Genomic DNA, 16,696 nt, shown 5'->3' with positions numbered 1-16,696 from the left:
AAATGGAGTGCGTCGTTATGTCGAAACAGAATGAGCCCCTTGACCCCAAGGACGATAAGCAGGTTGCGAAAGCTTCGGAGTCTGCAGATGAAGTGCTTTCCGAAGGGGAGGGTGCCGCCGATGCAGAGCCGGCCGTTGAACTGGAGTCGGCCGAGGCGTTGGCAGCCAAACTTGAAGAGGCGCAGGCTCAGGTGGCTCAGTATTACGAAGAACTTTTACGGGCGAAAGCGGAAACCGAGAACATCCGGCGTCGTGCTCAGGATGATGTGGCCAAGGCGCGTAAATTCGGTATTGAGTCATTCGCTGAAAGCCTGGTACCGGTTAAAGACAGTCTTGAGGCTGCGCTTGGGTTGAAAGATCAATCCCCCGAGGCTTGGCAGTCGGGGGTTGAAGCCACGCTGAAACAATTGGTAGGCGCGTTTGAGCGCAATCAGCTTAAGGAAGTGGCGCCTGCAGAGGGTGATAAGTTCGACCCTAATTTGCACCAGGCCATTTCTTCGGTTCCGTCCGACCTGCCGGAAGGCGCGGTTGTGCAAATGCTGCAGAAGGGCTACACGATTGCTGATCGCGTGCTCAGGCCCGCCTTGGTGGCGGTGTCTTCGGGCAAGCCGGCGCAATAATTAGGCGCACTAACGGCGTAAAGAAAAAAACTCTGTGGGGTATGCCTTGAAAAGTTTAAGGCAGGCCCCACTTAAGAATCAGTCAAGTTTGTTTCCAACTGAATTGAACGCAATTTTTAAGGCGATACATTATGGGCAAAATTATTGGTATTGACCTGGGTACGACCAACAGCTGTGTTGCTGTGATGGACGGCGGCAAGGTCAACATTATTGAAAATTCGGAAGGTGCACGCACCACGCCGTCGATTGTGGCGTACATGCAAGACGGCGAAATTCTGGTGGGCGCGCCCGCCAAACGTCAGGCAGTCACCAATCCGGCCAACACGCTTTACGCGGTCAAGCGCCTGATCGGTCGTAAGTTTGATGAAAAGGCGGTTCAGAAAGATATTGATCTGATGCCTTATAAAATCGTCAAGGCAGACAACGGTGATGCTTGGGTTGAGGCGCAGGGCAAGCAATTGGCCCCTCCTCAAGTGTCGGCCGATGTATTACGCAAAATGAAGAAAACGGCGGAAGACTATCTGGGTGAAGAAGTCACCGAGGCGGTCATTACTGTGCCGGCCTACTTCAACGACAGCCAGCGCCAGGCAACCAAAGATGCCGGTCGCATTGCCGGCCTTGAGGTCAAGCGTATTATTAACGAGCCCACTGCAGCCGCATTGGCTTTCGGGATGGATAAGACCGAAAAAGGCGATCGTAAAATTGCTGTTTATGACCTGGGTGGTGGTACGTTCGACGTCTCGATCATTGAAATCGCCGATATCGACGGTGAAAAGCAGTTCGAAGTGCTGTCGACCAACGGTGATACTTTTTTGGGCGGCGAAGACTTCGACCAGCGCATCATTGATTACATTATCGATGAGTTCAAGAAAGAAAGCGGGGTTGATTTGTCGAAAGACGTTTTGGCTTTGCAGCGCTTGAAAGAAGCGGCTGAGAAAGCCAAGATCGAGCTGTCTTCCACGCAGCAAACCGAGATTAACCTGCCGTATATTACCGCCGACGCCTCAGGTCCCAAGCATTTGAACCTGAAACTGTCGCGCGCCAAACTGGAGGCATTGGTTGAAGAGCTCATCGAGCGCACCATTGAGCCATGCCGCATTGCCATTAAAGACGCAGGTGTCAAGGTTTCCGAAATTCACGATGTGATTTTGGTTGGCGGCATGACACGCATGCCGAAAGTACAGGAGAAGGTTAAAGAGTTCTTCGGTCGCGACCCACGTAAAGACGTGAACCCCGATGAAGCGGTTGCAGCTGGTGCCGCCATTCAGGGCTCGGTATTGTCCGGTGATCGCAAAGACGTTTTGCTGCTCGACGTGACACCGCTGTCGCTGGGTATTGAAACGCTTGGTGGCGTTATGACCAAGATGATTCAGAAGAACACGACGATTCCAACCCGTTTCTCGCAAGTGTTCTCAACTGCCGACGACAATCAGCCGGCCGTAACCATCAAGGTCTTCCAGGGTGAGCGTGAAATTGCGGCGGGTAACAAGAGCCTGGGTGAATTCAACCTTGAAGGCATTCCGCCGTCACCGCGTGGCGTGCCGCAAATCGAAGTCACGTTCGATATCGACGCCAATGGTATTTTGCATGTGTCTGCGAAAGACAAGGGTACCGGTAAAGAGAACAAGATCACCATTAAGGCCAATTCGGGTCTAACCGATGACGAAATTGAGCGCATGGTGAAAGATGCCGAGGTAAATGCTGAAGAAGACCGTCGTATAGCCGAATTGGCCACGACGCGAAACCAGGCCGAAGCATTGGTGCATTCCACCCGCAAGTCGCTGGAAGAGTATGGCGACAAGCTGGAAGCCTCCGAGAAGGAAGCCATTGAGGCTGCCATCAAGGAAGTGGAAGAAGTCCTTAAAGATGGCGACAAGGAAGCGATTGACGCCAAGGTTGAGGCACTGACATCGGCTTCGCAGAAACTTGGCGAAAAGATGTACGCCGATATGCAGGCTCAGGCAGCGGCTCAGCAAGGTGCCGATGGGGCTACCGCCCAGCAACCGGAAGACGAGAACGTCGTTGATGCCGACTTCAAAGAAGTTAAGCGCGACGACAAGTAAGGGCTCGTTTTAGCGGTTCTTAGCCCGGTTTCTGGTGTTTGCCGGAAATCGGGCGTTGTTGTTTATTACTGATTCAATTTAAGCGCAAGCAGGCGCAAAGAAAATATGGCAAAACGCGACTTTTACGAAGTGCTGGGTGTAGGGAAAAATGCGACCGACGATGAATTACGAAAGGCCTACCGCAAGCTGGCCATGAAATATCATCCTGATCGCAACCCCGACAGCAAGGAGGCCGAAGAGAAATTCAAGGAAGCGAAAGAAGCTTATGAGATGCTCAGCGACCCTGAAAAAAGAGCGGCATATGATCGATTCGGCCATGCCGGTGTCGACCCGAATGCGGCTGGTGCCGGCATGGGCGGTGCCGGTATGGGTGGCGCAGGCTTTGCCGACGCCTTTGGTGATATTTTTGGCGAAATTTTTGGTGGCGCCGGAGGCCGGCGTGGCGGCCCGCAGGTGTATCGCGGTGCCGACCTGAAATACACCCTGGAAATTTCGCTTGAGCAAGCGGCTACAGGCTTTGATACTGAAATACGGGTACCCAGCTGGGAAAATTGCGATACTTGCAAAGGCTCAGGGGCCAAGCCGGGAACTCAGCCGCAAACATGTAGTACTTGCGGTGGTAATGGCGCGGTGCGGATGCAGCAGGGTTTTTTTAGTGTGCAGCAAACTTGCCCAACGTGCCATGGCAGCGGCAAGGAAATTACGGATCCGTGCGTGGCATGCGATGGCGTGGGCCGGATTCGACGCAATAAAACGTTGCAAGTCAAGATTCCCGCCGGCATTGACGACGGCATGCGAATTCGTTCGGCCGGCAATGGCGAACCCGGCGTAAATGGTGGGCCGCCCGGCGATCTTTACGTTGAAATTCACCTTAAGCAGCATTCTATTTTCCAGCGTGACGGCGAGGATTTGCATTGTGAACTAACGATTCCGTTCACGACGGCTGCATTAGGGGGCGATGTTGAGGTACCCACACTGAGCGGCAAAGGTTCCATCACGATTCCCGAGGGCACGCAAACAGGTAAAACGTTCCGTCTGCGCGGTAAGGGTATCAAAGGTATTCGTTCGAGCTACCCCGGCGATCTTTACTGCCACGTTGCAGTGGAAACGCCCGTACGACTCAGCGAAGAGCAAAAGAAACTGTTGCGCCAGTTCGAGGCGTCTTTGTCGCAGGGTGGGGAGAAACACTCCCCCAAAAGCGACTCCTGGACAGACCGGGTAAAAAACTTTTTTAGTTAAGGTTTATTCACCTTGTTTTGTTTCGGCGTTTGCCTGGTTGGGGAAGTCCCCCGCCAGGGCGCTACTCAGGGCTTGAGGCTGGAAATATTTGCGGGCGGCAGCATTAACCTGCTCCAAAGTTAGGGCCTCAAGCTCTTTGTCGATTTTGGCCGACCAGGCAAAGCTTCTGCCTTCCTGCATGTAGTCCAGCCATACACTGGCAAGCACGCCGTCGTTGCTGCGATTCAAACGACGCAGATTCATTAGTGCACGCACAGCTTCGTTAAGCTCTTCTTGCGTGAAGCCATCCTGTATTGCACGTTCAAGCTCCTCATTCATTGCCTGTTTGAAACGCTGTGCGTTTTCGGGTGCCAGAATGGCCGATAGCGACCATTCACCGCTGGGCTCGAACGCCGAGGCGTCAATACTGCTACCTACGTCGTACGAAATACCTTCCTCAACGCGAATACGAGACCATAGTCGTGATGACGACGACCCACCTAGAATGTAGTTGGCCACGTACAAGGCCGTATAGTCGGGGGCATCGTCTTGAACCTCTAATGGTTGAAACGCCATGAAAACGGCGTTTGCCTTGTCGGGTGTGTGTAAGGTGAATTGTTCCGGTTCCACCTTGCGGAAAGGCTGTTCAATGCGTTTGTATTCAGGGGCCGATTTCCAGTTTTTGAAGGCCTGTAAAAGCGCATTTTTCGTATTTTGAGGGTTAAATGAGCCAACTGCACTAAAACGTAGTGTGGCCGCCCCATAGAAGCGTTGATGAAAGTCGACCAGTGCATTGCGACTCAGTGAATTGATTTCTTCCAATGCCTCCTTGAAAGTGGGCACATAACGAATATCAGACGGTGGCCAAGGGTTGTCGTGTCGCGCCAGTGTGCGAGATGCAACCGAACCGGGTTGTGTCATTGCGCTTTCTATTGAGGCGCGAGCTTGGGTTTTGTAGCGATCCAATTCCTCGGCAGGGTAGGTGGCTTCGCGCAGAATGTGGCCAACCAGCTCTATGACATCGGGTAAATTCTTTCCGGGTACAGAGATATTGATGCCAACTTGATTACCGCCTCCACCAAAGCCTACCTGTGCCTGCAGTTGGTCGAAGCGATCGGCAATTTCCTGGCGCGTGTACTGGGTTGTTCCACGGGTCAGTAACGCGGCGGCTGTGCTTGATACAGTACGCAGGTTTTTCAGGTCTTCGGCGCTGCCTGCCTGAAGTAATAGACGAGCTTCAACCCGGTCGCCTCGGGTGGGTTTGGGCAGTAAGGCAAGTTCAATAGTGCCATTGTCCAAAGACAAAGTTTCACGAACGGTTTGAGCGTCGATATTCTGGGGAGAGGCTTCGAATGCCGCGGTTGGATCGCGGACTTCGCGCCCCTCAAAGTCTTTCAGCAATGCGGCTGGATCCGTTGCTTTCGGTTTTGGGGCGCGTTGGGTTGATTCCGTTGGAATATACAGGCCGGTGGTGCGGTTTGAAGGCACCAGGTAGGCCGAGGTCACTTCCTGGACGGCTTTTAAATTTGCTTTTTCGGCTTGTTCGCGCGTCCAGTAGAACAAACGCCAGTCACCTAATGCCGCACTTTCAGAAAGCGCTGAAGCCAGCGAGGCCGGGTCGGCATGGGTTTGTTCCCAACTCGTCATCCATTGGGTTCGTGCTCTCTCAAGCTCCTCGTCGGTGAATGGCTGGGTTTCAAGGTCTTCAAGTGTTTCGGTCAAGGTAATCAGCGCTTCGTCTGGGTTCATGCCGTTTTCCAGTTGTGCCCCGAAAAGCGCATAGCCCGGCTGCCGCATAGGCCTTGCAAAACCAAAGCTGTGAGCTGCCAGGCCCTTCTGAACCAAGGCCTTGTAAAGGCGTCCGGAGGGGGTGTCGGCCAGTATCATGGCGCCAAGATCAAAGGCGACGAATTCAGGGCTGGCTGCCGCCGGAATATGGTATTGCGCGAGCACCAGCGGCGTGCCGCCTTGCCGGCGTACGATAACCTCTTGCTCCCCTTCCTGGACAGGTTCTATGGTGTATTCGGGCGGAAGACTGCGCTTTGGCCGTGGAATTTCCGAGAATGCGTTTGTCACCAGATCAAGGGTCTTTTGCAGATCGAAGCGGCCCGAAACGATCAGCACAGCATTGTCGGGTTGGTAGTACAGACGATAAAAGGCGCGCAATTGCTCGATATCAACATTCTCGACGTCGGATCGTGCACCAATCGTGTCGTTGCCATAGTTGTGCCATTGGTAGGCGGCCGATTGCACTTTCTGCATGAGCGATTCGAAAGGGCTGTTTTCGCCGGCCTCCATTTCATTGCGGACAACAGTCATTTCCGTGTCGAGATCGGCGCGTGAAATGGTGGCGTTAACCATGACGTCGGCTTGCCAGCGTAAATACCATTCAAGCAGTTCGGGGTCGGATGCAAAGGTGGCGTAATAGTTGGTTCTGTCGCTCGATGTGGATCCGTTGGCACGCAGCCCCCGTTTTGAGAATTCCGCCAGCGCGTTGGGTAGACTTGGGGTGCCCCGGAACAACATGTGCTCCAATAAGTGCGCCATGCCGGTTTGGCCGTAGTTTTCGTGACGGGAACCGACCAGATAAGTCATGTTGACGGTGACAGAGGCTTTGGACGCATCAGGGCTAAGCAGCACCGTTAACCCGTTCTCCAGCGTGTACTGTCTGGTGCCTTCTACGACAGGGCCGGCCGTGACGCCTTCAGGCAAAACAACTTGGCTGTTTTGTGCCCATGCAAATGAGCATGGGAGTAAAAACATGGCTAGTATGGCCAGCAGGCGGTTTGGTTGCTTTAAGAAACTGAAGGAAAAGGCGGGGCGTCGATTTAAGGTTTGCATGCGCTGGAAAAGTTGGGTTTACCGTTGGAGTTGCTACTTGGACAAATGTCGCATGGCCTGTTCAAGACCACTGACCGTGACCCCGTACATATGGTTGTGCACAAGGTCGCGGATAATGCCGATAGACTGACGGTAGGGCCAATAACCTTCGGGCTCCGGGTTAAGCCACACCGAGCGGGGCCAATTATCCAGCAGGCGTTGCAACCACGCGGCACCTGTTTCCCGGTTGTGATGCTCCGCCGAGCCGCCGGGTGTCAGTATCTCGTACGGACTCATCGTTGCATCGCCCACAATAATCAACCGCCAGTCTTCGTTGTATTTGCGTATGACATCCCACGTTTCAATTCGTTCCGAGTGCCGGCGATGATTGTGTTGCCAAAGGAATTCATATGGACAATTGTGGAAGTAGTACACCTCCAGGTGTTGGAATTCGCTGCGTGCGGCAGAGAAGAGTTCCTCTACTTGTTTGATGTGGTCGTCCATGCTGCCGCCCACATCGAGCAACATGAGTACCTTAACGGCGTTGTGCCGTTCGGGAACCAGTTGCAGGTCCAGCAAGCCCGCGTTGCGAGCTGTTTGGCGAATAGTGTCGTTCAGGTCGAGTTCCAGCGCGGCACCTTCGCGAGCGAATCGTCGCAAACGACGCAAAGCCATTTTGAAATTGCGTGTGCCGAGCTCTTGCGTATCGTCGTAGTCGCGATATTCGCGTTTCTCCCACACTTTGACCGCAGTGCGGTTACCAGCCGACGGACCGTTTACACGGATGCCTTCGGGGTGATAGCCGCCATGACCAAAGGCCGAGGTGCCGCCCGTCCCAATCCATTTGCTGCCGCCGGCATGGCGTTCGTCTTGCTCTTCAAGCGTTTTCTTGAAAAGCTCCATCAGCTTGTCCCAGCCGTGTTTCTCAATGGCCGCTTTCTCTTCCGGCGTGAGTTTTTTCTGGAACTCTTTGATGAGCCAATCGAGCGGTATCTCTTTGTCGACTGGCACGGCTGCTTCAATTTGTTGATAGAAGGCGCCGAACGCCTGATCGTAGCGATCGAATAACGTTTCGTCTTTAATCAACACCAGGCGCGCCAAATAATAGAAATCATTCAGCGACGGTGGCATGATTTTGCTTTTCAATGTGCTCAGGAGGGTGAGGTACTCCTGAACAGAGACGGGTAAACGATGCTCACGCAGGTGATAGAAAAAATCAAGCAACATAACGGCTTAAGCTTCCTTAGCGACGTTGACTGGCACGGGTAACGGCGGCCAATCGTTGCAGCAGGGTCAGGTCTTGCTCGTTCTTCAACAATGCGCCTGATAAGGCGGGAAGTCCTTGGGTGGGGTCACCGATTTCGTCGGCGGAGACGGATTCGGCAACCAGAAGTCGCAGCCAATCGAGAAACTCAGACGTTGAGGGCTTTTTCTTCAGACCGGGGACGTCACGTAATGTGAAGAAGGTGTCCAGCGCCGCTTCAAGCACGTCGTTTTTGATGTTGGGGTAATGAACGTCGACAATTTCCTGCAGTGTGTCGCGATCGGGGAAGTTGATGTAGTGAAAGAAACATCGACGCAGAAATGCGTCGGGCAGATCTTTCTCATTGTTCGACGTAATGATGATAAGCGGCCGGTGCTTGGCGGTAATGGTTTCACGCGTTTCGTAAACATGAAACGACATCTGGTCCAGTTCACGCAACAAGTCGTTGGGAAATTCGATGTCGGCTTTGTCGATTTCATCGATAAGTACAACAGTGGGTTCGTCGGCTTCAAACGCCTCCCAAAGCACCCCTTTCACAATGTAGTTTCCGATGTCCCGAACTTTTTCGTCTCCTAACTGGGAGTCGCGCAGGCGCGATACGGCGTCGTACTCGTAAAGCCCTTGATGGGCTTTGGTGGTGGATTTCACGTGCCATTGCAGCAGAGGGCGACCCAAGGCGCGCGCAAGTTGTTCGGCCAACATGGTTTTGCCTGTTCCGGGTTCTCCCTTGATAAGCAGGGGGCGCTCAAGCGCGAGAGCGGCATTGACTGCCAGTTTGAGATCGTCGGTAGCAATGTATTGATCTGTTCCTTCAAATCGGGTTGTATTGGAAGCGGGATTAAGTGTCATGAAAAAGTCCGTATTAAAATGCAGTTCACGCAACGTTAACCAATCAGTTAACGGTAGTGTCGATAATTATCGTACAATTCTAAGGATTTGTCGGTCACCCAGGGGTGGTCGGTCGTTTATTTACCGCCAAACAAGAGCTACTATGAAGTTGCGAACAAAAATGACGCGCACGCTGTCTGCGCTGGCCGTTATGGCATCCTGTGGGTTCATCGGGCAGGTTCAGGCTCAGGAATCTGGAGCAGCCAATGCGAAAGCGGCTGTAAACAAAGTGTCCATGTGCATTGGTTGCCATAGCATTGAAGGGTACAAGTCCAGCTTTCCCGAGGTTTATCATGTGCCCAAAATTGCTGGGCAAAACGCCGAGTACATTGTGGCGGCGCTGAAGGAATATGCCAGTGGTGCAAGAAGCTTCCCTACGATGGAAGCCATTGCCAAAAGCCTGTCTGAGCAAGATATGGCCGACCTGGCTGCTTATTATTCCAACCTCAAATAATCGGGAGCTTTCATGAAGAAACTAACACTCGCCCTGTTGGGTTCGGCGTTGTTGGCGGTAGCTCCTTTGGCTTCCGCAGCTGATTTGGCGGCCGGTCAGGCGGCTTATCAGAAATTCAACTGTGCCAGTTGCCATGGTGCCGATGCCAAAACACCCACCATGCCTGCTTATCCTATTTTGGCCGGCCAGCATGCCGACTACCTGGAGCATGCGCTGCGCGCCTACCAAAGAGGTCAGCAAGGCGACCCGGCTTCAGCCAATGTACGTAAAAACGCCATTATGGGGGCGTTCGCTGCCCAGCTGTCCGGTCAGGATATGAAAAACATCGCTGCCTGGTTGTCCAGCTTGCCTTCGCCGCTTAGCACCAAGTAACGTTTTCGGCTTTCGCCGATAATTTTATTGAAAAACGGGCGCTGTATACGGCGCCCTTTTTTGAATTAATTCAGTTCCGAGTTGCACGGCGCTGAATCAGCTCCAGGTAGGTGTCGTTATCGAAAGGCTTGCCCAAGCGTTGGGCCTCCCACACGACTTCACCCAAACATTCCATTATTTCATGCGCCGCTTCATGGGCGCCCACTTTTTGTGCCAGTGAGTTGTGTGCTGCACGAATGCCGGGCGGGTGGTCGATTGAGAGTTGTTCTGAAATAGCCAGATGCATCGACAGATGAAGAAAGGGGTTGGTTCGACCGCTTTCCACAGTGTATTCGGCGTTCAGGGCGTCTTTGCGCAATAATTCATCGTGGTATTCAGGATGTTGCTGAATCCAGTCGACCGCCATTGTTTCAAGGGGCGTCAGCACCTGATTATTCAGATGCTTTTGCCATGACTCGGTAAAAAATGTGCGAACTTGCTCTCGTGAAGGATTGAACATTGCGCTGAAACGGTATTAATTGCCAATACCCTATTTTACGACGAGGAGCCGAATACCGAACGCATGCGGGACATTAAAGAACCCTTGTCGGCTCCACCAGCGCCGGTTTGGTCTTCCGATGTGCTTTCGTCTTCGGCCGTGGATGGGGTTTTGTTCGTTGTCGCAGGTTCCGGCTGGATTTCGCCCGTGATACGCTCAGCCAGTTTGCGGCCGAAATCGTCCCACATGCGGTCGGCTTTGGTTTTCACCATATTCATGCCGAAACTGCCCAGACGGCCAAGAAGCTCAACGTTCACGATTGTGCGAAATTCGGTTTCGTTGGGGCCTAACTCAGTAAGAAAGACTTCGCTGGTGTGTTTTAGCGAGCTGGTCAGGCTGGAGTCTTCCCCTTTACCTTCGCTTTTCAGGTACTCGGGCCGGCGCGTTTCAACCACAAAGGTGCGGACTTTGAAGCGAGCACTGATGAACGACATTTTGACGTGGATGCTGACCAGATATTCTGTATCGCTAATAACGTCAATTGATTCCATGCCCGGAACACAGGCGCCCATGACATTAGGGTCGAGCAGCATGGCCCAAACTTTTTCCCTGGGCGCCGCAATTGTCATTTTCTTTTCAATTTCCATTTAATTTTCCTGCTGCGGATTGGATGGACTCAACAATACCCACATAGCCGGTGCAACGGCATAAATTGCCGTTCAGGCCTTCGCGGATCTCTTCTTCAGTGGGATTGGGGGTGTGATTGAGCATGGCGGTTGCCGTCATGATGAAACCGGGCGTGCAATAGCCGCATTGCAAACCACCACAGTTCATAAATGATTCTTGCACCGGATGTAGTTGCCCGTCTTGTGATAGCCCTTCGATCGTCGTAATGTCTTTGCCATTGGCTTGCACCGCGAGCGACAGGCACGATTTCACCACCTCACCGTCGACAATGACTGAGCATGCGCCGCAAATGCCGGTTTCGCAGCCTCGTTTCGTGCCTGTCAGGTTTAAATCGTCTCGAAGAAAGTCGGACAGTAAACGTCGGGAAGCGACCTCAACCGTCATTTCCTCGCCATTTACGGTCACGTCGATTGTATGTTTACTCATAGATCGCTCCTTGTTGCTGATCGAGGTTAAACAAAGCGCCGAGAGAGCGACGCAATACAACACGCGTCATTTCCAGGCGGTATTCGGCGGAGCCTCGGGAGTCGGATATGGTTGATAAGTCTTGTACGGCAAGATCGGCTGCCTGCGCACAGACCTCGGTGGTGATGGTTTTGCCCTCAAGATAGGCTTCGGCCTTGTCAAGGCGGGTAGCCGTCGTGGTTGAGGCGCCCATGGCAATGCGAATTTGCCCGCATGTTTTGCGGTCTGCTGTTTGGGCCAATAATGCAATATTCACTAATGGCCGATGTTCGGCTGGTGTTCTAAGAAAGCGAGTGTAGGATCCGAGAACATTGCCAGGTAAAGCGGGAATCAGGATGTGGGTTACGATTTCATCAGGTTCCAGTGCGGTTTGAAAATAATCCACCAGAAAATCTTCAATTGCCAGGCATCGTTCTCCTTTCGGACCCATAACGACAATTTGAGCGCCCAGCGCCAACAGGCAGCCGGGTGGGTCGGTAGCAGGGTCGCCGTAACAGAGATTACCCCCAATAGTGCCCGCGTTCCGCACTTGTGGATTGGCCAGACGCGAGGCCATGCTGGCCAGGATTGGGAAATGTTGATTAATTACTTCAGATCGAGCGATATCGGCATGGCGTACCAATGCGCCAATTTGAAGGCCGACACCTTCTTCAAACTCAATTTTTCGCAGGTTATCGAGCTTACCCAGGGAAATTAAGTGAGACGGTGACAACATGCGTTGCCGCATACCCAGCAGTAGTGCGGTTCCACCTGCAATAATCCGGCTATCCTCGCCAAAATCGGCCAGCATTTTGCATGCGTCTTGCGCTGTTGTCGGTTCCAGATATTCAAAATCATGCATGATTCGCTCCTTCATTGCGTTTTTCGCGCAATGCTGCGAGAACTTTTTCGGGCGTAATGGGCAGCGAGTTGATACGGACTCCAATGGCATCGTAAACCGCGTTTGCGATGGCCGCCGCGCCGGGCAGAATGGCCGTTTCGCTCGCACCTTTCGCTCCGTAAGGCCCGTTGGGGTCGTTCGACTCAATAATGCCGCTTTGCAGGGTAGGGACGGAATTGGCCGTTGGCATGTTGTAGTCGGCAAAGTTGCCGTTCATCAGGCGGCCGTCCTGGAAGTCGAGATTTTCATAGAGCGCCCACCCGGTTGATTGGGCTGTGGCCCCCGAGGTTTGTCCGTGTACCGCCATGGGGTTCAAGGCTTTGCCGCAGTCATCCGACGTGTAGCTCTGCACTAATCGTACTTGCCCGGTTTCAGTATCCACTTCCACTTCAACTGCCTGGGCGGCAAATGAATAGGCAGGCGCGACGTCGCCGTAATAGTTTTTGTCGGCCATGACAGTAGGTGGGTCGTAAGTGGCTTTGGCGTAGACGCCTTCGCCGCCGTGTCGGAATAAATGCAAACGCACCGCGTCGGGTAGTGATACGAATTGTTCGCGATTGTTCTTGACGACAATGGCTCCGTTCTCGACCTGAAGCTCAGAGGCTTGAACGTTCAGTTTTTCCGCAACCACGGCAAACAGTTTTTCTCGCGCTTCACTGGCGGCCATTCGAACGGCGTTCCCAGCGATAATTGTGACGCGCGACGCAATGGCACCAATACCGAACGGAGATACGTCGCTGTCGGGTTGCGATACGGTGACGTGGCTGATTGGAATGCCCAGCTCATGCGCACAGACTTGTGCCATCATGGTCGTGGCGCCTTGCCCCATATCCGATTCGGCCGATAAAAGTGTCACCCGGCCATCCTCGTTCATTTTTACCACGGCGGTGGAGCCGTCCCAGTTGCCTAATTGCCGATTGGCACTAACGTGTATGCCGGCCGCAACTCCCAACCCACGCTTAATTGCTCCTGTTCCTGGGGCTGATTTATTGGAACCCCGTTTATCGGCCCACCCAATGGCTTCAGTGGACTGCTTGATGCAGTCGGACAGCCCGCAGCTACGCATGACCCAACCATGCACGCTGGTATCGCCCGTTTGGATGGCATTGCGCAATTGCATTTCAACCGGGTCCATGCCAATTTTTTCAGCCAACATCGTAAGGTGGCTATTCAAGGGGAAAGCCATTTGCTGTCCGCCAAAACCTCGGAATGCGCCGCTGGGGATATGGTTGGTGTAAACCAGCTTGCCGCGCGCCCGTACGTTTTCGATGCGGTGCATTGAGTCGCTGCGCATGGAAGTAACGTGAATGACATGTGAGGCCAGCCCGGTGTAGGCGCCGTTGTTGCCGATAATCATGGAGTCTTTGGCAACGATGAGGCCCTCTTTTGAAACCCCCATGCGAAGCCAAACGGTGGCGCCCATGCTGGTTGGAGCGCCTAGAAAGTCTTCAAGGCGTGTGTTTACCAAACGTACCGGCTTGCCGGTTTTCAATGCCAGCAGCGCCGCAATGGGTGTGTTGGCGTCTTCAACGGCTTTGGCGCCAAACGCACCGCCTGTCATGGTTTGAATGAATCGAACGCGTGAATGAGGGACATCAAGCGCTTCGGCAAGGCGCGAGCGCGACATGAATACAGATTGTGTGGGTGCCCAAACGGTAATGCGACCATCGCCGTCGACGGCAGCCAGGGTGCCCATAGGCTCCAGATAACCCGGGTATTGGGGGGGCATTTCATACGTGGCTTCGTAAATAGCGGCTGCTGAATCAAAGCCTTTGTCCACGTTACCCCGGTCAACATGGGTTTCATAAGCGATATTGCCGGTTCCGTCGTGAATTTCAATGGCGCCCGGCTCCAGCGCGGAAAAGGGGTCGAGCAAAGTGGGTAGCTCTTCGTACTCAACGCGAATCAGCTCAAGCGCGTCGCGGGCGATTTCATCACTGACGGCGGCGACTGCGGCCACTTCCTCGCCTGCAAACCGGACTTTGCCGGCGGCAAGAATACGCCGCTCTTTACGTGCAGAACCCCACATGCGTGTGGGGGTGTCTTCACCTGTCAGGACGGCTTTGACACCCTTGAGGGCCTTGGCGCGCGACGTGTCGATGCTAATGATCCGCGCGTGGGGATAGGGGCTGCGCAATACTTTGCCGTGTAGCATGCCCGCCATTTTCAGGTCGCCCGCATATTGGGCTGTACCGGAAACTTTGGTGCGGGCTGTTACTTGCGGAATGCATGCGCCGATAATGGATTCGCTCATGGTGCAAGCTCCCTGTGTCGTATGATTGTAGGCGCACGTTAGCGCGAATTATGTTGATGTGTCAACATAGGATAAACATCAATTAAATTGTTTTTGTAAAACTTTAATCGAGTGTCAGTTTGCCGCTATCGCAAGCGTCATGCAGTTTCATGAGCGCGGAATACATTATTTCGCGTTCGGTTTTGGTCAGTTGCGCCAGGACGGCGGCTTGCAATCGTTGGGCCACCGGCATGACGATTTCATGTTTGGCCAGTCCTGCATGCGTAATCTCACATATCAGTTTTTTCTTGTGGCCGCCCGGTTCCGGCTGAACTTTGCAGAAGCCGTGTTGTTCGAGCGCGCGCAAGGTTCGGCTGACCAAAGCCTTATCCGAGCCCGACAAGGCTACCAATTCGCCGAATGGAATGGGTGCAAATCGCGCCAATAGCGATAATAATCGCCACTCAGAAACCGTCAGGCCATATTTTTCTGCATATTTGGTTGTTACCTCACGCCGCAAGGAGTTGGCCAACTGCACGATGACAGTACTGGGGAATTGGTCAACCGTCAGGCTGTGACCGTCTTCCTGTACATTTGTCCATGGGCAGTTGTCGGGGTTCGGGCGAATGCTGCGACCTTTAGGTTTGGTGTCCATGCAGGGTTCTGTTTTAGAAGTGGGTAGGCAATGTCTGCCATTGCAAAGCAAAGAGTGTAATGTGTCCGCTGGGCGTCAGCAAACAAGTCGGTACATTGGGCCTGCAGTGCGATAACCAGGTTCAACGACGGCATGTAAAATGAGTTCAACCTTTTCCAATTGGGGGAATGCATGTCGTTTTATGACGAGATGTGGGTGAATCCGGGCGTGACTAAGCCGGCGGTTCGTTCACACTATCAAGCGTTTGAATCTTGGCTGAAAGAGCAGGCGTTCCAGGACATCACCCATAAAAGGGAAGAAGCCGAGCTTATTTTTCAGCAGGTTGGCATTACGTTTGCCGTGTACGGTGATCAGGCGGGTACCGAGCGTACGATACCTTTTGATATTATTCCGCGCATTTTTCCCGCAACTGAGTGGGCCTTGCTTGAAGAAGGCTTGCGTCAGCGCGTTACGGCATTGAATATGTTTTTGCACGATATCTATCACGAGCAAAATATTCTGCGCGCCAATCGTATTCCTGAGGATCTGGTTCTTGCCAACACGCAGTTTCGTCCCGAAATGGTGGGTTTGGATGTGCCCCACAATATTTATGCGCATATTGCCGGAATTGATATTGTTCGCGCGGGAAGTGGTGAGTTTTATGTGCTTGAAGACAACCTTCGCGTGCCTTCCGGAGTGAGCTACATGCTTGAAAACAGGCGCATGATGATGCGCCTGTTCCCCGAGCTTTTTGCGTCCAATCGAATTACGCCGATAGCGCATTATCCCAGTTTATTGCTCGATGCCTTAACCAGTGCAGAACCGGGGGGAGTGGATGACCCCACAATTGTGGTTCTTACGCCCGGTATGTATAACTCGGCCTATTTTGAGCATGCTTTTTTGGCTCAGCAAATGGGTGTCGAACTGGTTGAGGGGCCGGATCTTTTTGTGAAAGACAATTATTTGTATATGCGTACCACGCGGGGCCCTCAGCGGGTTGATGTTATTTACCGCCGCGTTGATGATGACTTTCTTGATCCGGCTGTTTTTCGTGAAGACTCACAACTGGGTGTTAAAGGTCTCATGTCGGTTTACCGTGCGGGTAATGTAACGCTGTGCAATGCAATTGGAACGGGCATTGCCGATGACAAGTCGGTGTACCCCTATGTACCAGACATGATTCAGTTTTACTTGGGCGAACAACCTTTGCTTAAGAACGTGGAAACCTTTGTGTGCCGGCGTCCGGAAGATCTCAGTTATGTATTGGCGAATTTATCCAATTTGGTTGTTAAAGAAACGCACGGAGCCGGAGGGTACGGTATGCTGGTTGGGCCTTACGCGACAAAAAAAGAGCTTGATACATTTCGCAGCCTGATTAAGGCGGATCCAACCCGTTATATTGCGCAACCCACCCTGGCACTTTCTACATGCCCCACTTTTGTTGAAGAAGGGGTTGCGCCGCGCCACATCGATTTGCGTCCGTTCGTTTTAACGGGTTCAAAACGCATATCCATGGTGCAAGGTGGGTTGACGCGTGTAGCACTAAAAAAAGGGTCGTTGGTGGTTAATTCGTCGCAAGGCGGCGGAACCAAAGATACCTGGGTTGTAAGTTAAGCGGCA

At 53.0% G+C, this 16,696-nt stretch carries 15 protein-coding genes; 6 read left to right on the top strand and 9 right to left on the bottom strand.

What is annotated here, in order from left to right:
- The first annotated feature begins 17 nt into the window (after positions 1-17).
- From grpE to dnaJ, 3 genes are all read left to right on the top strand, one after another.
- Complete coding sequence (gene grpE, locus CJO09_RS03270; protein WP_119441035.1) at positions 18-620, top strand: nucleotide exchange factor GrpE; 603 nt, start codon at positions 18-20, stop codon at positions 618-620.
- A 131-nt stretch (positions 621-751) separates the two neighbouring features.
- The gene (dnaK, locus tag CJO09_RS03265) at positions 752-2,683 is read left to right on the top strand and encodes a molecular chaperone DnaK (RefSeq protein ID WP_114419976.1); all 1,932 of its coding nucleotides are present in this window, start codon (positions 752-754) and stop codon (positions 2,681-2,683) included.
- A gap of 105 nt (positions 2,684-2,788) precedes the next feature.
- Complete coding sequence (gene dnaJ, locus CJO09_RS03260) at positions 2,789-3,922, top strand: molecular chaperone DnaJ (protein ID WP_119441034.1); 1,134 nt, start codon at positions 2,789-2,791, stop codon at positions 3,920-3,922.
- A gap of 3 nt (positions 3,923-3,925) precedes the next feature.
- On the opposite strand, the gene CJO09_RS03255 is transcribed toward dnaJ, so the two are convergent.
- The 3 genes from CJO09_RS03255 to CJO09_RS03245 all read right to left on the bottom strand — a co-directional run bounded on the left by CJO09_RS03255 (position 3,926) and on the right by CJO09_RS03245 (position 8,834).
- Positions 3,926-6,664 (bottom strand): M16 family metallopeptidase, encoded by a 2,739-nt coding sequence (locus CJO09_RS03255; RefSeq protein ID WP_158582701.1) that lies wholly within the window; start codon positions 6,662-6,664, stop codon positions 3,926-3,928.
- Between the two features lie 111 nt (positions 6,665-6,775).
- A complete protein-coding gene (locus CJO09_RS03250; RefSeq protein WP_119441032.1) occupies positions 6,776-7,948 on the bottom strand; it encodes a vWA domain-containing protein in 1,173 nt (390 codons plus the stop codon).
- 16 nt (positions 7,949-7,964) lie between these two features.
- Positions 7,965-8,834 carry an AAA family ATPase gene (locus CJO09_RS03245; RefSeq protein WP_114419969.1) on the bottom strand — a complete coding sequence of 290 codons (870 nt, stop codon included), beginning with the start codon at positions 8,832-8,834 and terminating at the stop codon, positions 7,965-7,967.
- A 142-nt stretch (positions 8,835-8,976) separates the two neighbouring features.
- On the opposite strand from CJO09_RS03245, the gene CJO09_RS03240 reads away from it, so the two are divergent.
- Entirely contained in the window at positions 8,977-9,327 is a 351-nt protein-coding gene (locus CJO09_RS03240; protein ID WP_114419967.1) for a c-type cytochrome, read from the top strand.
- 12 nt (positions 9,328-9,339) lie between these two features.
- Positions 9,340-9,699: a c-type cytochrome gene (locus CJO09_RS03235; protein WP_114419965.1), complete on the top strand. Its 360-nt coding sequence runs from the start codon at positions 9,340-9,342 to the stop codon at positions 9,697-9,699.
- A 70-nt stretch (positions 9,700-9,769) separates the two neighbouring features.
- Here CJO09_RS03235 and CJO09_RS03230 read toward each other — a convergent pair whose 3' ends face one another.
- From CJO09_RS03230 to CJO09_RS03205, 6 genes are all read right to left on the bottom strand, one after another.
- Positions 9,770-10,198, bottom strand: a complete 429-nt coding sequence (locus CJO09_RS03230) for a DUF1841 family protein (RefSeq protein WP_114419963.1) — start codon at positions 10,196-10,198, stop codon at positions 9,770-9,772.
- A 35-nt stretch (positions 10,199-10,233) separates the two neighbouring features.
- A complete protein-coding gene (locus tag CJO09_RS03225; RefSeq protein ID WP_114419961.1) occupies positions 10,234-10,824 on the bottom strand; it encodes an SRPBCC family protein in 591 nt (196 codons plus the stop codon).
- Positions 10,814-11,290: a (2Fe-2S)-binding protein gene (locus tag CJO09_RS03220; RefSeq protein ID WP_119441031.1), complete on the bottom strand. Its 477-nt coding sequence runs from the start codon at positions 11,288-11,290 to the stop codon at positions 10,814-10,816. The genes CJO09_RS03225 and CJO09_RS03220 overlap by 11 nt, the downstream gene beginning before the upstream one ends.
- Complete coding sequence (locus tag CJO09_RS03215; protein WP_119441030.1) at positions 11,283-12,170, bottom strand: FAD binding domain-containing protein; 888 nt, start codon at positions 12,168-12,170, stop codon at positions 11,283-11,285. Before CJO09_RS03215 ends, CJO09_RS03220 begins: the two co-directional genes overlap by 8 nt.
- A complete protein-coding gene (locus CJO09_RS03210) occupies positions 12,163-14,463 on the bottom strand; it encodes a xanthine dehydrogenase family protein molybdopterin-binding subunit (RefSeq protein WP_119441029.1) in 2,301 nt (766 codons plus the stop codon). Before CJO09_RS03210 ends, CJO09_RS03215 begins: the two co-directional genes overlap by 8 nt.
- A 103-nt stretch (positions 14,464-14,566) precedes the next feature.
- Positions 14,567-15,097 carry a MarR family winged helix-turn-helix transcriptional regulator gene (locus tag CJO09_RS03205; RefSeq protein ID WP_119441028.1) on the bottom strand — a complete coding sequence of 177 codons (531 nt, stop codon included), beginning with the start codon at positions 15,095-15,097 and terminating at the stop codon, positions 14,567-14,569.
- Between the two features lie 171 nt (positions 15,098-15,268).
- Here CJO09_RS03205 and CJO09_RS03200 point away from each other — a divergent pair, with 171 nt between their 5' ends.
- Positions 15,269-16,690 (top strand): circularly permuted type 2 ATP-grasp protein, encoded by a 1,422-nt coding sequence (locus CJO09_RS03200; protein WP_119441027.1) that lies wholly within the window; start codon positions 15,269-15,271, stop codon positions 16,688-16,690.
- Positions 16,691-16,696: the final 6 nt, after the last annotated feature.

This window comes from Neopusillimonas maritima (genome assembly GCF_003576595.1).
GTDB classification, from domain to species: Bacteria; Pseudomonadota; Gammaproteobacteria; order Burkholderiales; family Burkholderiaceae_B; genus Neopusillimonas; species Neopusillimonas maritima.
Note: the sequence above shows the minus strand (reverse complement) of the source record. Positions and strands in the feature narration are given on the sequence as shown.